Source organism: Flavobacterium sp. PL002, from assembly GCF_054165825.1.
In genome coordinates, this window is record NZ_CM135110.1 from 3,880,271 (window position 1) to 3,895,310 (window position 15,040).

The window sequence follows — 15,040 nt, forward strand, 5'->3', positions numbered from 1 at the left end:
ATTTAATCCAAAAATTAAATAATAAAATTTCCAGAAATAAAAATAAAAACAGATGATTAAAAAATTATTGCCTTTTGAAAAATTAGTTTATCATTCTTCATTAACTAAAGAAGAACTTGTAATTCATCTTCAAAATGAAATTGAAGCTGAAAAATCTTTTGGTTTTGGTGCTAATAATTATTCTTATTCTAAGCCTTATATTGGTAAAATAGATAATAATTCATTTGAAATTAAAAGAGCTATAAACTATAGAAACTCATTTCTTCCTAAAATAAATGGCGAAATTCATAATGATAGTAATGGTTCTAGAATAAACGTAACAATGAATGTTGTTGTAATGGTGAAAGTCTTTATGTTAATATGGCTAAGTGTTGTCATAGTAGGTTGTTTAGTTACAACTTATATCATTATTTTCAATAATGGACTAAATTCTGAAGGAGGTTTTTTGATGTTAATTCCTTATTTTATGCTCCTAATTGGTGTTATTATGATTTCATTTGGTTTTAAAATTGAAAGTAAAAAAAGCATAAAAGATTTAGAAGAAATGTTGAAAGCGAAATTAATAGATAAATGAAAAATATTCTAATCCTAATTATTGGAATTCTACTTTTTACAAGCTGTAAAAATTCACAAAAAAAAATAGTCTGGAAAATTTCCTAGAACAAAACCATCTTTAAATTCAGCCAAATACCCAAATCTCTTGTAACGGCTGTTACTGGATGGTTATTTTTGTCGGAATTATGATTTTTAAATCAAAAGTTTATAGGTGGCCCAGCTTGTCCGATTATGTTCCCGCTAAATTTTATCAAATCAAATAGTCGAGTAACAGCTGAACTAATTTCTTCTTGATTACAGTAATATTGGTCAATCTGTCCATAGTTTTTATAATCTGAAATATTGAAACCATCTTCTATATCATTATACCAAATAATTTTTTTTCCACAAATTGCTACAACCCAAAAACCTCCACCTTCGTTTCCGTACTGTTCTTCTGCCCATTTTTCAGGCTCAATTTTTAGTAATTGCCAAAAATTCCATAACTCTCCGTTCAAGTCGTTTTCTGTTTTTTGAATTTCGTCGTAAAGTTCAATTAATGTTATTGGTTTCCATTCCATCATTGTCAGTTGGTTTTTTTAAATGATATTTTTAACCGCAAATTTTCAAGTTTCTGCTACTAAAATCCAACTTTCTGCGGAAAAAAATGTGTATTTTTAAATTGTTTTTATCTGCGTAATTTCGGCATAACTATCCAGTAACATCCAGAAGATAGTAAATTTCAAATTTCGATTATTAAAGTGGAGAATTCTAATAAAGGGTCAAATAGTTATCGGATATTAAATTTTAATTCTTTTAAAACTCAAAATGGAATAAAATTAGGAATGAGTAAAAATCAAATTATTGAAAAGCTCGGAAAATGTTACGCTCCAATTGACAGTACAAATAATTACATTGAAATCTATTACCGCATTCAAGCACCAAAAGATACAAAAGGTAAAATACTAGAAAACTATAATATGCCAGTTTATTATGCGAGTTATAAATTACGGGATGATAAATTAGATAATTATGAATTTGGATTTGAATATCCATAAATAAAGTAAACTAACTGATGACAGCAATTATTGTCTAGTTGGAATTATTGTAATTACAGTTTCTTGATAAGTCAGAACATAGCATAAAATAAGATTTTTTTCTAAATCAGCACTTGACCATCTAAATTAAATGTTTAAAATAATATATTTTATATTTGAACAGCACGAAAAAAAAATTAATCCACAGCAAATGAATGATGACTTTTTTTTTGTTACGGATTTTGTTTTATTGGAGTAGGTAGCTCTAAAACCTTTTTAAGGAGGGAAAAATTTATTAATATAATTATAATATATGTTAGTTAGTAGTAATTTTAATCGGGTATTTGTGGTAAAATTGACATTTATAATTTTAATTGGACTAATTGTATTTACTTCTTGCACAAAAAGTCAAGAAGAAACGGAGTGGATTTTTGTTGAAGGAGGCACTTTTGAGCAAGGTAAAAATCAAATATTAATAAGCCCTAAAGGCGACACCATAAAAGGTTTCACAAGTCCACACAGAATGGTTGAACTTGATGACTTTTATATAAGCAAGTATGAAATTACCGTTAAACAGTTTAAGGAATTTTGTAAAAATACTGCTAGAAAAATGCCAAACGCACCTATAGAAAGTGCAAACGGAATTAAAGTGAATTACAAGTGGATTGATGAAAATCCTATGCTTGCAACTTGGGACGAAGCAAATGATTTTGCAAAATGGGCGGGAGGAAGACTTCCAACAGAAGCAGAATGGGAATATGCAGCAAAGGGTGGCAAACAAACAAAAGGATTTAAATATAGTGGTAGTAATAATCCAATTGAAGTGGGTTGGGTTAAAGAAAACTCAAACAGTACATTTCATAAAGTTGGACTTCTAAAGCCTAATGAACTTGGAATATATGATATGACAGGAAATGTTGGTGAATGGGTTTTTGATTGGTATAATCCTGAAAAAGACAGTTTGGTTAATAATAAAAATCCCCAAGGACCTGCCGAAGGAGAAGGGAATTATAAAATTTCAAAAGGTGTAAGTTGGTTTTACGAAACACAAAACACAAACGGTGAACCATTAGAATACGGCATTCACATGCCAGAAGTTAGGTATCAATCGCCAAAAAATACACGGAATGACGGATTTGGATTTAGAATTGCAAAAAGTAACTAAATACATTCACCAACACCCGTTTTGCCATATTTGGAATTTTAGTAGCTTTAATGTTTCAAAGTGTATTTTTGTTTAGCAAAAAACAATCGGTCTCAAAACTCACAAGTATAAAGCGTGAGACGATACAGTAATAATTTAAAAACCAACTAAATATGTATATTTCGGGAATTCCTGACGAAATTTTTAAATATAATAATTCTGAATTAGATAAATTATCTGGCTTAACTCCAAATCAAACTCATGAATTAATTTATAATCCGCTGGGTGAAAATTCTTGTATTAAGTTTAGTAGTACAATTAATTCTGAGATACTTGATGAAATTCCTTTTTTTAGAATTTCAGAAGAGTTACTGAAAATTATAAAACGAGATGGATTTATAAAACTCACGCCACTAGGGGCACTTCCAAAAAAAATACTTGTTGAATTATATGATTTTAGATTTATTGTTGACGAACACATCGAATCTGGAATTAACAAACTTTATAGAGAAGACGTATGTGTTCCAATAAAGACCGCTAGAATTGTATGTGAATCGACAAATCTTGTCAAAAAGACTAAGGGGAAATTATTGCTTACAAAAAATGGCGAAAGATGTTTAAAAAACGAAAATCGTGTTGAACTTTTTAAAATAATTTTTTTAATTTTTTCAGAAAAATTTAATTGGGCTTACAACGATGGCTACACAAAAGAACCAGTTGGACAATATGGCTATTTATTTTCAATTTACTTATTGAAAAAATTTGGCGATAAAGAAAACTCAACAAACTATTTTGCTAAAAAGTACCTACAAGTTTTTGAAAAATTCATCACCTATTTTAATGAAGACTATTCGACTCCCGAGAAACTATTCAATAGCTGTTACACTTTAAGAACTTTTGAAAGATTTACCGAATGGTTTGGATTAACAAAGTTAAGCGGAAAGAATAGCTATTTTGATCTTGAAAATGCTAAAATTACTAAAACAATATTATTTGAAAAGATATTTATTCTTGAATAAAAATTACTAATGCCAACACTTTTTTCTCTAAGTTAATGTGATCACCTAATTGAGATGGTTACTATAAGAAGAATTAAATAGTTAAAAGAATATAAAAATGCAGAAATTACTAACGGTAATGGCAATTGTAAATACGGTTATTATTGCACTTTTTTCATATTTAACGGTTTTCATGTCTAATAATCAAATAGGTGCAACTGAAAAATTTGCAGGAGCAGTTATTTTAAGTTGTCTTTTAGGAAGTGTAGTTACTAAAATCATAAAACAAAAATTTTGGATTATTATACTGTCCTTACTATTCGATTTTATACTAATTACATTTTTATACAACATAACAGACTATAGTTCAATTTATGAATTTATTCAAAGCTTGTTTAATATAGCAACACATGTAGTACTTTTTATATATTTATATTTAATTTTTTACTACGTTTATAAGTTAAAACAAATACTTAAAAAACGAACCAATTACCTAGTTTAAAAAAACGAACTAATTATGAAGATGTCCAAAAATGTTTATTTAGGCTTAGCCATATTATTTTTAATCTCTTTTATCTATTCCTTATTTGATACAAGAACTAACCACGAACTATTGTTTTGGGAAGTAAATATTTGGGTATATCGTTTTTTTCGCTTGGCTGTTGCTGTATTATTTATGAAAACGTATTTGGACAAGAGAAAAGACGAGAATCTAAACTGGTAATTGATTTAAAAACTATCTACCTCATTAAAAAAATTAGAAATTAAAATACAAATATGAAAAAATGGATCTTATTTACTTTCATGCTACTTAATAGCATATTCTCTTTTTCACAATCTTTAGAAAAAAGAGCGGCAATAGAAACCTGCAATTGTTTGGCGGATTATAATAGGCCTTCTGAAAAAAACTTTAGTGAATGTATTGGGAATTCATTTGCAAAAACTTTTATGGAAGAAAAGGATGATAAAATTAGAGAAAAAGCTAATACAGTGGAAGGGATTACTACAATAATGCGAGAGATTAAGGCTCTTTTACCTGAAACTTGCAACGTTGTAAAAGAAGATAAAATTAAGGCTAAGAGAGAGGTGCATTACGCTGATTCGGATAATCAAAGTGCGGCGAATTATTATACAATGGCCAAAGACATGATGATTAAGGGCAAATACGAGTTGGCTATTGAAGGTTTTCAATTGGCAATTAAAGAAGAGAAAAATTATGTTCTTGCTTATGATGATATGGCTGCTTGTTACCGTAAGCTTGACGATTATGACAATGCTATAAAATATTATAAAAAATCACTAGCAATTTATCCTGAGGGAAACTTTTCATTAATGAATATTGCTGTTGTGTATTCTTTAAAATCCGATTTTAAAAACTCGGTTCGTTATTATGAAAAACTCATCGATTATGAACCGAATAATGCAGAGGGGTATTATGGAGCAGGAAAAGCCTATTTTGGTTTAAAAGAATATGAAAAAGCATTGGATAATATTTTTAAGGCACACCGCATTTACACTAATGAAAATTCAGATTACAAAGCGGACTCTGAAAAAATTATGGCAATGATGTATCAAAAGTTAAAAGCGGAAGATAAAGAAGCTTTATTTATAAAAATAGCAGAAAGTAATAATATAAAATTAAACTAAAATAACTACCGTAAATAAATGAAAACAAGCACGCACATCTCTTGTTATATTACAGTATTACTACTCTTTATCCACTGCAATTTGTTTGCACAAAAAAAGAATAATTACGCAGCTTCTGTAGATAGTTTGATCAAAACTACTGATATTAGAAACTTTAACGGAGTGATCGCTATAGCAGAAAATGGTATCGTGAAATATACTAAAGCATATGGTTTTTCGAATTTAGAAAAGAAAACGCCCTTAAAAATGCAAGATAATTTCGAAATCATGTCTAATTCGAAACAAATAACAGCAGCATTACTTTTAAGAGAAGTTGATAAAGGTAAGGTTGATTTGCAAGCACCTATAAAAACTTATTTGCCTTATTTAACGCAATCTTGGGCTGATACGGTTACAGTGCATCAATTGCTGAACCACACGCACGGAATTGATGCTATAGACAAACCGTTATTATTCAAACCTGGAACTAGTTTTAAATATGGAAATTTCTCTAATGTACTTTTAGGGAAAATTATCGCTTTTTCGAGTAAAAAAACCTACAATCAAATGGCTGATTCATTGTTTAAAGCACTAAAAATGAAACATACTTTTGCTTATGTAAAAGATAAAAACAAACCTATTGTAACGGGTTACAAAAACAAAGACGGTGTTTTCACGAAAGTAGAAACGTCACAAATAAATCCCGATTCTACTCCCGCTGATGGTATCATTACCACCGCAGAAGATTTGGTGATTTGGAATTCTAACTTGCATGAGGGTAAAATTTTAAAACCAGAAACCTATAAATTGATGGTGAGTGAAACCGTTTTAGCACAACACAATTCCTTTGGGAAAGAAAAATGTGGTTACGGCTATGGGATTCGAGTAAATAATAATGGAAAAACAAAATACATAGGACACACTGGCTTGGGTGATGGTTTTGCGTCTTTAAATATTTATTTTCCTAAAAATAAAATTAGTGTCGTAGTTTTGGAAAACCAAATGAACGACAAACTAGAGTTAGCGTATTATTTTGGTAATCAAGTAAAAGAGATTATTTTAAAACTAGAGGATAAAAAATAAAATGATAAGGAAAACTTTTTATACTAATTGCTTGCTGTTCTTATTTCTAAGCATTGTTGCTACTGGACAAACAGTAAAAAACGAATTAAAAATTACGCCAATTACAACTGATTTTTATGTTTACAGCAGCTACAAAATGTTTGGTACTAAAAAACAAGATGCTAATGCCATGTATGTTGTTACTACTGCTGGTGTAGTACTTATTGACTCGCCATGGGATGATTTTCCTTATCAAAATTTACTAGACAGCATTGAATCGCGCCACCATAAAAAAGTAATTATGGCAATAGCCACCCATTCTCACGAAGACAGAACATCAGGATTGGATTTTTATAAACAACACGGAATCAAAACCTACACGACCAATTTGACTGATAAGATTTCGATTAAAAAGAACCAGCCTAGAGCGCAATTTTTGATACAAAAAGATACTGTTTTTACGGTTGGCGATAAAACTTTTGAAACATATTATGCCGGTTCAGGACATACAAAAGATAATATTGTTATTTGGTTCAACGACCAAAAAGTACTTTATGGAGGTTGCCTTGTAAAAAGTATCGATGCAAGAGATTTAGAGTATGTTGGGGAAGCAAATGTCCCGCAATGGCCAAAAACGATAAAAAAAGTGCAAGCTAAATTTCAAGATCCCAAATACATCATAACGGGGCACCACGATTGGACTAGCACAAAAGCTTTAGACCATACTTTATATTTATTAGAGGAAAATAATAAGAAAAGGAAGTAGGAGCAATACCTTTTATTTAAATCTCGATTGTTTCAATTTACATTTAAAGAATAAAGCGGGTATTTAAATTGTGATTTCTATTGTAAAGACAATATCTTTGGAACCAAATAAAAAAAAAGCATACAATGACAACTCATCTCGCCTTATTACGTGGTATCAATGTTTCAGGACACAACATGATTAAAATGGATGCCTTGCAAAAAATGCTAGAAAACATGGGATTTACTAATGTGGCTACCTATATACAATCAGGAAATGTTTTTGTGACTAGTGAAGAACCAGATGCCGCTACGGTGGGTTTTAAAATCAAACAAGAGATTTTTAAGGAATTTGGTTATGATGTACCTGCTATAGTCTTGGGAATGGAGGATTTGCAAAACTGCTTTTCAAATAATCCTTTTTTGAAAGAAAAAGAAGCCGACTTAAAAAAATTATACGTGGCTTTTGTATCAAAAGAGTTACGAAGTGACAACATCAACGACTTAAAAATTAGTCAGTTCAAGCCAGACGAAGCACAAATTGATAAAAACAAAATTTTTATTAAATATGCGGTAGGTGCTGGAAAAACAAGGCTAGATCAAAAATACATAGAGAAAAAATTAAACCTTACAGCTACTATTAGAAACTGGAATACCGTTACTAACTTGTTGAAAATGTATGAAGACAGTAAAGTGAGCTAATAGTAATTATTAATTTATCTGAAAGCGCTTAAGAAATTAACTTAAGTGCTTTTTTATTATTTTTTAAGCAAATCACAATACCAAAACCCATAATCAAATGCATCAGTAGCACTAGTATCACAGGCTGTGTCTGAGCTATCTTCTTTTTCGGGTTTTTCATATTTTCGGTAAACAATTTCACCTATTTCAAAATTTATTGGATATGAAAATAATGGACCATCAAAAGTAAATGTATGGAACTCTCCATTTTCACCACAAACATCAACATTTTCAGGCAAATCATTGAGGAATTCTTGATCAATAATTCTACCAACAAAACTTTTGTCGAGATAACGTTCGTTGACACAAACCACAATGGTTTTGAAACCCAAACTGATAAATTCCTGAATTATATCATGTGTAGGGATTTTCCATAGCGGAAAAATACCTTCAAAATCGAGCGTAGTTAACTTGTCTTCTCGATATTTGCGTAGGTCTTCAAGGAAAATATCTCCAAAAATGGAGTGAGTAATACCTTGTTGTTTAAGTTTACTCAGTGTATTTGACATTACGGTTTCATAAACTTCCATTGTGGGCATTTCAGGAATTTGCATGATTTCGAGAGGCAATCCAATACTTTTTGCCTGTTGCTGTAACAATTCTACGCGAACACCGTGCATAGAAATGCGCTGAAACTGCTCATTAACACTCGTTAGCAGTGTGCAAATTTCAATTTCAGGGTTCTGTAGGGTTTTGTATAATGCTAAAGCGGAATCTTTACCGCTACTCCAATTAAATAAGGCTTTCTTTTTCAATTTATCGTTGTTGAATTTGGTTGTAAACGTACAAAAAAAGTACTGTTTTTATAACAAGCCGTGACTTCTAATACTAAATCTTTGTAACTTTGGCGACAATGAACTGACAATAGCGTTATTACAAAACAACTATAAAATAACCTCTAACCGATTGAAAAATTGGGATTTTTAAAGTGAATAAATTTATTTTTAGCACTTTAAAGACTAAGGAATTATAATTAATTTGATAGCAATCATTGTTATTGTACTAATAATCCTGAAAAAATGGCATTACGATACTATAAAATCCTATAAAATGAAATACCTTTTATTGTTATTATCTACTGTGGCATTTGCACAACAAAGTCAGTCAGTCGATTTTAAGTCGGTTACGGGACAAATTAGAGTAAACGCCAAGGAGAAATCAGTTTCTGGGTCGGTCAATTACATTGTAGAAGTCTTACAACCTATAGACACGATTAAAATTGATGCACAAAACATGACCTTTACTAATGTGGAGTTGAATCAAGCGCAGCTACTTTTTGAAAATAATGAAAAACAATTGCTACTGATTTTTCCGTTCCAAAAAGGAAAATACGAGATTAGTTTTAATTATTTGGCTCAGCCAAAACAAGCTTTGTACTTTGTAGGATCTGAAGAAAAAGACAATTTACAAATCTGGACACAAGGACAAGGGCGTTATACAAGTAATTGGTTTCCAAGTTTTGATGATGTCAATGAAAAATTAGTTTTTGGTCTTGAAGTAGTTGTCGATGAAAAGTATCAGGTAGTTTCTAACGGAGTTTTAGATTCTAAAATTACCAGCGAAGGATTGAATCATTGGAAATATCAAATGAAAAAACCAATGAGCTCTTACTTATTGATGCTTTCCATAGGTAAATTTGATAAACACATTGAAAAATCAAAGTCGGGAATTCCTTTAGAATACTATATTGAACCAAAAGACACAGCTAATTACGAAACGACTTACCGCTACAGTACAGCAATGTTTAATTTTTTAGAAAAAGCAATAGGAGTGAAGTATCCTTGGGAAGTATACCGACAAATTCCGGTTCGAGATTTTTTGTATGCTGGAATGGAGAATACCACAGCAACACTATTTTCAAGCAGGTATGTGGTAGACGCTATAGGATTTGAAGACCGTAGTTATACCAATGTCAATGCACATGAATTAGCACATCAATGGTTTGGTGATTTGATTACTGCACAAAGTGGTAAGGACCACTGGTTGCAAGAAGGATTTGCAACCTACTATGCTTTATTAGCTGAGCGTGAACTATTTGGAGACGATTATTTTTATTACAAATTATACGAGTCAGCCCAACAAATAAAATACGCTTCTCGAACAGATAGTATTCCGGTTTTGAATGCCAAAGCAAGTTCGTTAAGCTTTTATCAAAAAGGGGCTTGGGCACTTTTTGTTTTGAATGAATCATTAGGGGATAAAAAATTTAAAAAAGCAATTTGTAATTATTTAAAAAAGTACCGCTATCAAACAGTAGAAACAGATGATTTTTTTAACGAAATTAAAAAAATAGCTGATTTTGATACTGCAGATTTTAGTAAAGTATGGCTTGAATCAACTACCTTTAATACATCACAAGCCAATGACTTACTATTGTCTAACAAAATGATAAAAACCCTTTTTGAAGTTGAAAAGCTTAAAAAAAATCCATTAGTAGATAAAGAAAAGTTTTTTGCTGAAGTGTTGCAATCTAATGTTTATTTTGAAGTAAAAATAGCCGTCGTTAACCAATTAAGAAACGAGAAATTTAAAGCTAAAAAAGCATTATTACAATTGGCTCTAGCCACAAATAACGTTCAAGTTAGGCAAGCCGTAGCGAGTTCATTGTCTAAAATTCCGGAAGAATTTAGAAAGGCATACGAGACTTTACTAAATGATGAATCGTATCAAACACAAGAATTAGCATTGTATTATTTGTGGAATAATTTTCCTGAAAAACGAGTTGCTTATTTGGAAGCATCTAAAGATTGGTTAGGATTTAATGATTACAATATCAAAACATTATGGCTTTCATTAGCATTGTCAACACAAGAATATGATATAGATAAATCTGTTTTAATAACTGAATTAATCAATTATTCCTCAATTAATTATGAGGCAACGACACGGCAAAACGCGCTAGAAAAACTCCTTGCTTTTAAGTTGCTCAATGATCAAGTTTTAGAAAATTTAGTCAATGCAACAACGCACCATATGTGGCAGTTTTCAAAATTTGGTAGAGACAACATCCGTTTGTTGCTTAAAAATCCCGAAATGGTGGTTTCTTTTCAAAGAATATTACCCAATCTAAACGAAAAGGAACAATTTCAGCTAAACAGATTGCTTCTTGAGTTGAAACCGTAAAAAATAAAATAAAAAGTGCCTTCAATTAATTTTTAAAGTTAATTAAAGGCACTTTTTTATTTACTGATTACCAGAGTTGGTTTACTTCATTTTTTATAAAGGATAAAGCAGCACCACTAGGAGATGTTTTATCAAATAAAGAAGTCAATATCTCTTCACGTAAGGCATCAGCATTAGTAACCGAATCTTTTTTTGTTGCCAAACGAATCATTTGTATGGTTGCATTTTTGGCAGCCAAAATAATCGACCAACATTCTTCGCTAATGTATATTTGTTGGGATAAATTGTGTTCAAATTCTTGTTCAATTTGTGCTACAACATAATTTTGATATTCGTTTTTATCATCAGATATAGGCGTTACGCGCACCATGAGTTGCGAAGGATTTATACGCTCCATGAACAATGTCATGCGCTCGTAAGCTTGCAAACGCAAAGGTAAAGTCGCTGCTTGATTGTCTTTTTGCAACATCCATCGACGTGTGTTTTGTTGGTCTTTAAAATGCGAATCGAATAAAAAATAAGCAACTGCTCCTGTAATTATTGAAGGAATCGTATAAGCAAGTATGTTTGTAATAATAGTAGAATCCATAATTTTTTTTTTAGAGAAACAAAAATATACTTTTTGGTTGAAATTCATAACGTTTATAGTGTTATTTAGATTGTTGAGTTGTATTTTTGTCAATTGTCCTCATTTTCTAATTGCATTTTCAATTTTTTACATTTTCATGGAAAACTATATCCTATTATTTCTTTGCATCGCAGCATTTGTAGCTGGTTTTATAGATGCAATTGTTGGTGGGGGCGGACTTATTCAAACACCAGCGGGTTTGATTTTCTTGCCTAATTTGCCTGTTTCAACAGTTATAGGTACTCTGAAAATCCCTGCTTTTAGCGGAACTTCTTTTGCTGCTTATCAGTATTTAAAGAAGGTAAATATGAACTGGAAATTACTTCTTATCATGATGGCATTAGCCATGCCGTCAGCCTTTTTAGGGTCTACTTTATTGACCTACATGAGCAATGATTTCATGAAGCCGCTGCTGCTTTTTATACTCTCCTTACTAGCGATTTATACGTATGCAAAGAAAAACTTTGGTCAACATGTAGCTAAAAATCTTTCAGATAGAACGTTAGTGCTAAATGCCGTACTAATCAGTTTTATAGTGGGTTTCTATGATGGCTTTATTGGTCCTGGTACGGGAAGTTTTTTTGTAGTTGCTTTTATTGCGTTAATGGGGTTTGATTTTCTTCATGCTTCTGCAAATGCTAAAATGGTCAACTTGGCAACTAATTTTGGTTCCATTTGTCTGTTTGCTTTAAAAGGTAAAATTATTTGGGCTATTGCTTTACCCATGGCTGCTTGCAATGCATTAGGCGGTTGGTTAGGAGCTAAACTGGCGATTAATAAAGGAAACGGTTTTATCCGAATTTTCTTTTTAGTTGTGGTTGTTGGAACGTTAATTCGTTTTGCGTACGATGTTTTTTGGAACAAATAAAAAAATAGTACGAGCTAATAATCTTGAAGTAATAGCATGGATTACTTTCGATACATAAAATAATAATTATTGTATTAAACGAACACTATTATGCCGTTAAAACTTCACAGCTTCCGATTGTATTAATTCTTAAATTCTTATTTTTGCATAAATAGAAAAAACTTCATGCAACAATATATATCCCAACTTAACGAAGCCCAGCGCGAACCCGTATTACAAAAAGAAGGTCCAATGATCATTATTGCTGGTGCTGGCTCCGGAAAAACAAGGGTGCTTACCATACGAATTGCGTACTTAATGCAACAAGGAATTGATGCATTTAACATTTTATCGTTGACTTTTACTAATAAAGCAGCGCGTGAAATGAAAAAACGTATCTCAGATATTGTAGGTTCAGGCGAGGCTAAAAACCTTTGGATGGGAACTTTTCACTCGGTTTTTGCTCGAATTCTACGTTCAGAAGCCGATAAGCTAGGCTATCCTTCTAATTTTACTATCTATGATTCTCAGGATTCGCTTCGTGCCATTTCAGGAATTATTAAAGAAATGCAGTTGGATAGAGATGTGTACAAGCCAAAACAAGTACTAGGACGCATCTCTAATTTTAAAAATAGCTTAATCACCGTAAAAGCTTATTTTAATGACAAAGAGTTGCAAGAGGCTGATGCAATGTCCAAAAAGCCACGTATGGGTGAGCTTTATGAGAAATACGTAGAGAAATGCTTCAAATCAGGTGCAATGGATTTTGATGATTTGTTATTAAAGACCAATGAGTTATTGACACGTTTTCCAGAAGTTTTAGCCAAGTATCAAAACCGTTTTCGTTACATCATGGTAGATGAGTACCAAGATACCAACCACTCCCAATACTTAATTGTACGTGCTTTATCAGATAAATTTCAAAATATTTGTGTTGTAGGTGATGATGCGCAAAGTATTTATGCTTTTAGAGGGGCAAATATTAATAATATTCTGAATTTTCAGAAGGATTATGAAGGCGTAAAAACATTTAAATTAGAGCAAAATTACCGTTCAACGCGTAATATTGTAGAAGCAGCAAATACCATTATTGATAAAAATAAAGTAAAGCTGGATAAGATTGTTTGGACAGCAAATGAATTTGGACCAAAAATAAAAGTGCACCGCAGCATGACTGATGCTGAAGAAGGACGTTTTGTTGCCAGCACCATTTTTGAACAAAAAATGCAACAGCAAATGACAAATGGTCAATTTGCAATTTTGTACCGTACCAATGCACAATCAAGAGCGATGGAGGATGCTTTGCGTAAGCGCGATATTCCGTACCGTATTTATGGTGGTTTGTCTTTTTATCAAAGAAAAGAAATCAAAGATGTCCTATGTTATTTAAGGCTGGTTATCAATCCAAAAGATGAGGAAGCATTGATGCGTGTTATTAACTATCCCGCAAGAGGAATAGGGGATACGACAGTTGAAAAATTAGTCGTTGCTGCAAATCATTACAAGCGTTCTATATTTGAAGTCATGCAGAATATTGATAAGATTGATTTAAAACTAAACAATGGTACGAAACAGAAATTAAAAGATTTTGTCTTGATGATTTTGAGTTTTCAAGCCATTGATCAAAACCATGATGCCTTTTATGTAACAGATCATGTTTCTAAAAAAACAGGATTAGTTCAAGAGCTTAAAAAAGATGCTACTCCAGAGGGAATGGCTAAAATTCAGAATATAGAAGAGTTATTAAACGGTTTAAAAGATTTTACTGAAGGTCAAAAAGAAATTGATGGCGCTCGTGGTGCTTTGGCTGAATTTATGGAAGATGTGGCTTTGGCTACAGATTTAGATAAAGATACTAGTGATGAAGATCGTGTAGCGTTAATGACTATTCATCTTGCAAAAGGGCTAGAATTCCCTCATGTTTTTGTGGTAGGAATGGAAGAAGATTTGTTTCCAAGTGCGATGAGTATGAGTACCCGTAGTGAGTTAGAGGAAGAGCGTCGTTTGTTTTATGTAGCGCTAACACGTGCAGAACATCAGGCGTATTTAACGTACTCGCAGTCAAGATACCGCTGGGGAAAATTGACAGATAGTGAACCATCGCGTTTTATTGAGGAGATTGACGGACAGTTTTTAGAATACCTAACACCAGCCGAATCCAATTACCGATATAATTCGCCTATTGATAAGGATATCTTTGGGGATGTAGATAAATCTAAAATGCGTTTATCAAAACCATCTAATGGTACTCCGCCTCAAAAAGCAGTAGGGAATGATCAAAAATTAGAATCTTCAGTTAGAAAACTAAAACCGATGACCGGTAGCGGGCCTGCATCAGGACCCAATTTATTTGATAATAACCTAGCTATGGGAAATATCGTAATGCACGAACGTTTTGGTAGAGGTCAAATTGTAAATATTGAAGGAGTAGGCGCTGATAAAAAAGCGGAAATAAAATTTGAAGTTGGCGGACTTAAAAAGTTGCTATTGCGTTTTGCAAAACTTGATGTTATTGGGTAGTTAGTGGCTATATTACTGCAAAAAACGAAAATAAAC

General features: G+C 31.9%; 15 protein-coding genes. 12 read left to right on the forward strand and 3 right to left on the reverse strand.

Going from position 1 to position 15,040, the window contains the following annotated elements:
- Positions 1–52: 52 nt before the first annotated feature.
- The gene (locus ACVEGE_RS16995; protein ID WP_192501345.1) at positions 53–574 is read left to right on the forward strand and encodes a hypothetical protein; all 522 of its coding nucleotides are present in this window, start codon (positions 53–55) and stop codon (positions 572–574) included.
- A 178-nt stretch (positions 575–752) separates the two neighbouring features.
- Here the strand turns inward: ACVEGE_RS16995 and ACVEGE_RS17000 are convergent, their stop codons facing one another.
- Positions 753–1,118 carry a hypothetical protein gene (locus ACVEGE_RS17000; protein WP_225738152.1) on the reverse strand — a complete coding sequence of 122 codons (366 nt, stop codon included), beginning with the start codon at positions 1,116–1,118 and terminating at the stop codon, positions 753–755.
- Positions 1,119–1,379: 261 nt separating this feature from the next.
- On the opposite strand from ACVEGE_RS17000, the gene ACVEGE_RS17005 reads away from it, so the two are divergent.
- From ACVEGE_RS17005 to ACVEGE_RS17040, 8 genes are all read left to right on the forward strand, one after another.
- On the forward strand, positions 1,380–1,592 hold the full coding sequence (locus ACVEGE_RS17005; protein WP_192501344.1) for a hypothetical protein: 213 nt from the start codon (positions 1,380–1,382) through the stop codon (positions 1,590–1,592).
- A 334-nt stretch (positions 1,593–1,926) separates the two neighbouring features.
- Positions 1,927–2,736 carry a formylglycine-generating enzyme family protein gene (locus tag ACVEGE_RS17010; protein ID WP_192501343.1) on the forward strand — a complete coding sequence of 270 codons (810 nt, stop codon included), beginning with the start codon at positions 1,927–1,929 and terminating at the stop codon, positions 2,734–2,736.
- A 152-nt stretch (positions 2,737–2,888) separates the two neighbouring features.
- On the forward strand, positions 2,889–3,734 hold the full coding sequence (locus ACVEGE_RS17015; protein ID WP_192501342.1) for a hypothetical protein: 846 nt from the start codon (positions 2,889–2,891) through the stop codon (positions 3,732–3,734).
- Between the two features lie 97 nt (positions 3,735–3,831).
- A complete protein-coding gene (locus tag ACVEGE_RS17020) occupies positions 3,832–4,215 on the forward strand; it encodes a hypothetical protein (RefSeq protein ID WP_192501341.1) in 384 nt (127 codons plus the stop codon).
- A gap of 275 nt (positions 4,216–4,490) precedes the next feature.
- The gene (locus ACVEGE_RS17025; RefSeq protein WP_192501340.1) at positions 4,491–5,360 is read left to right on the forward strand and encodes a tetratricopeptide repeat protein; all 870 of its coding nucleotides are present in this window, start codon (positions 4,491–4,493) and stop codon (positions 5,358–5,360) included.
- An 18-nt stretch (positions 5,361–5,378) separates the two neighbouring features.
- Positions 5,379–6,422, forward strand: coding sequence for a serine hydrolase domain-containing protein (locus tag ACVEGE_RS17030; protein WP_192501339.1), 1,044 nt, complete (start codon positions 5,379–5,381; stop codon positions 6,420–6,422).
- A 1-nt stretch (position 6,423) separates the two neighbouring features.
- Positions 6,424–7,167 (forward strand): BlaB/IND/MUS family subclass B1 metallo-beta-lactamase, encoded by a 744-nt coding sequence (gene bla, locus ACVEGE_RS17035; RefSeq protein WP_192501338.1) that lies wholly within the window; start codon positions 6,424–6,426, stop codon positions 7,165–7,167.
- A 125-nt stretch (positions 7,168–7,292) separates the two neighbouring features.
- Complete coding sequence (locus tag ACVEGE_RS17040) at positions 7,293–7,847, forward strand: DUF1697 domain-containing protein (RefSeq protein WP_173852190.1); 555 nt, start codon at positions 7,293–7,295, stop codon at positions 7,845–7,847.
- Between the two features lie 56 nt (positions 7,848–7,903).
- On the opposite strand, the gene ACVEGE_RS17045 is transcribed toward ACVEGE_RS17040, so the two are convergent.
- On the reverse strand, positions 7,904–8,641 hold the full coding sequence (locus ACVEGE_RS17045; RefSeq protein WP_192501337.1) for a Dph6-related ATP pyrophosphatase: 738 nt from the start codon (positions 8,639–8,641) through the stop codon (positions 7,904–7,906).
- Between the two features lie 295 nt (positions 8,642–8,936).
- On the opposite strand from ACVEGE_RS17045, the gene ACVEGE_RS17050 reads away from it, so the two are divergent.
- On the forward strand, positions 8,937–11,009 hold the full coding sequence (locus ACVEGE_RS17050; RefSeq protein WP_192501336.1) for a M1 family metallopeptidase: 2,073 nt from the start codon (positions 8,937–8,939) through the stop codon (positions 11,007–11,009).
- A 67-nt stretch (positions 11,010–11,076) separates the two neighbouring features.
- Here ACVEGE_RS17050 and ACVEGE_RS17055 read toward each other — a convergent pair whose 3' ends face one another.
- Positions 11,077–11,598 carry a DUF7935 family protein gene (locus ACVEGE_RS17055; RefSeq protein WP_173852196.1) on the reverse strand — a complete coding sequence of 174 codons (522 nt, stop codon included), beginning with the start codon at positions 11,596–11,598 and terminating at the stop codon, positions 11,077–11,079.
- Between the two features lie 136 nt (positions 11,599–11,734).
- Here ACVEGE_RS17055 and ACVEGE_RS17060 point away from each other — a divergent pair, with 136 nt between their 5' ends.
- Positions 11,735–12,505, forward strand: a complete 771-nt coding sequence (locus ACVEGE_RS17060; protein WP_173855108.1) for a sulfite exporter TauE/SafE family protein — start codon at positions 11,735–11,737, stop codon at positions 12,503–12,505.
- Positions 12,506–12,670: 165 nt separating this feature from the next.
- Positions 12,671–15,004: an ATP-dependent helicase gene (locus ACVEGE_RS17065; RefSeq protein WP_192501335.1), complete on the forward strand. Its 2,334-nt coding sequence runs from the start codon at positions 12,671–12,673 to the stop codon at positions 15,002–15,004.
- The last annotated feature ends 36 nt before the right edge of the window (positions 15,005–15,040 follow it).

Bases quoted from the DNA above. Each gene is read 5' to 3' on its own strand.
- ACVEGE_RS16995 (WP_192501345.1), top strand. From the start codon at position 53: ATGATTAAAAAATTATTGCCTTTTGAAAAATTAGTTTATCATTCTTCA.
- ACVEGE_RS17055 (WP_173852196.1), bottom strand. From the start codon at position 11,598: ATGGATTCTACTATTATTACAAACATACTTGCTTATACGATTCCTTCA.
- ACVEGE_RS17065 (WP_192501335.1), top strand. From the start codon at position 12,671: ATGCAACAATATATATCCCAACTTAACGAAGCCCAGCGCGAACCCGTA.
- ACVEGE_RS17060 (WP_173855108.1), top strand. From the start codon at position 11,735: ATGGAAAACTATATCCTATTATTTCTTTGCATCGCAGCATTTGTAGCT.
- ACVEGE_RS17040 (WP_173852190.1), top strand. From the start codon at position 7,293: ATGACAACTCATCTCGCCTTATTACGTGGTATCAATGTTTCAGGACAC.
- ACVEGE_RS17030 (WP_192501339.1), top strand. From the start codon at position 5,379: ATGAAAACAAGCACGCACATCTCTTGTTATATTACAGTATTACTACTC.
- ACVEGE_RS17005 (WP_192501344.1), top strand. From the start codon at position 1,380: ATGAGTAAAAATCAAATTATTGAAAAGCTCGGAAAATGTTACGCTCCA.
- bla (WP_192501338.1), top strand. From the start codon at position 6,424: ATGATAAGGAAAACTTTTTATACTAATTGCTTGCTGTTCTTATTTCTA.
- ACVEGE_RS17000 (WP_225738152.1), bottom strand. From the start codon at position 1,118: ATGATGGAATGGAAACCAATAACATTAATTGAACTTTACGACGAAATT.
- ACVEGE_RS17015 (WP_192501342.1), top strand. From the start codon at position 2,889: ATGTATATTTCGGGAATTCCTGACGAAATTTTTAAATATAATAATTCT.
- ACVEGE_RS17025 (WP_192501340.1), top strand. From the start codon at position 4,491: ATGAAAAAATGGATCTTATTTACTTTCATGCTACTTAATAGCATATTC.
- ACVEGE_RS17050 (WP_192501336.1), top strand. From the start codon at position 8,937: ATGAAATACCTTTTATTGTTATTATCTACTGTGGCATTTGCACAACAA.
- ACVEGE_RS17020 (WP_192501341.1), top strand. From the start codon at position 3,832: ATGCAGAAATTACTAACGGTAATGGCAATTGTAAATACGGTTATTATT.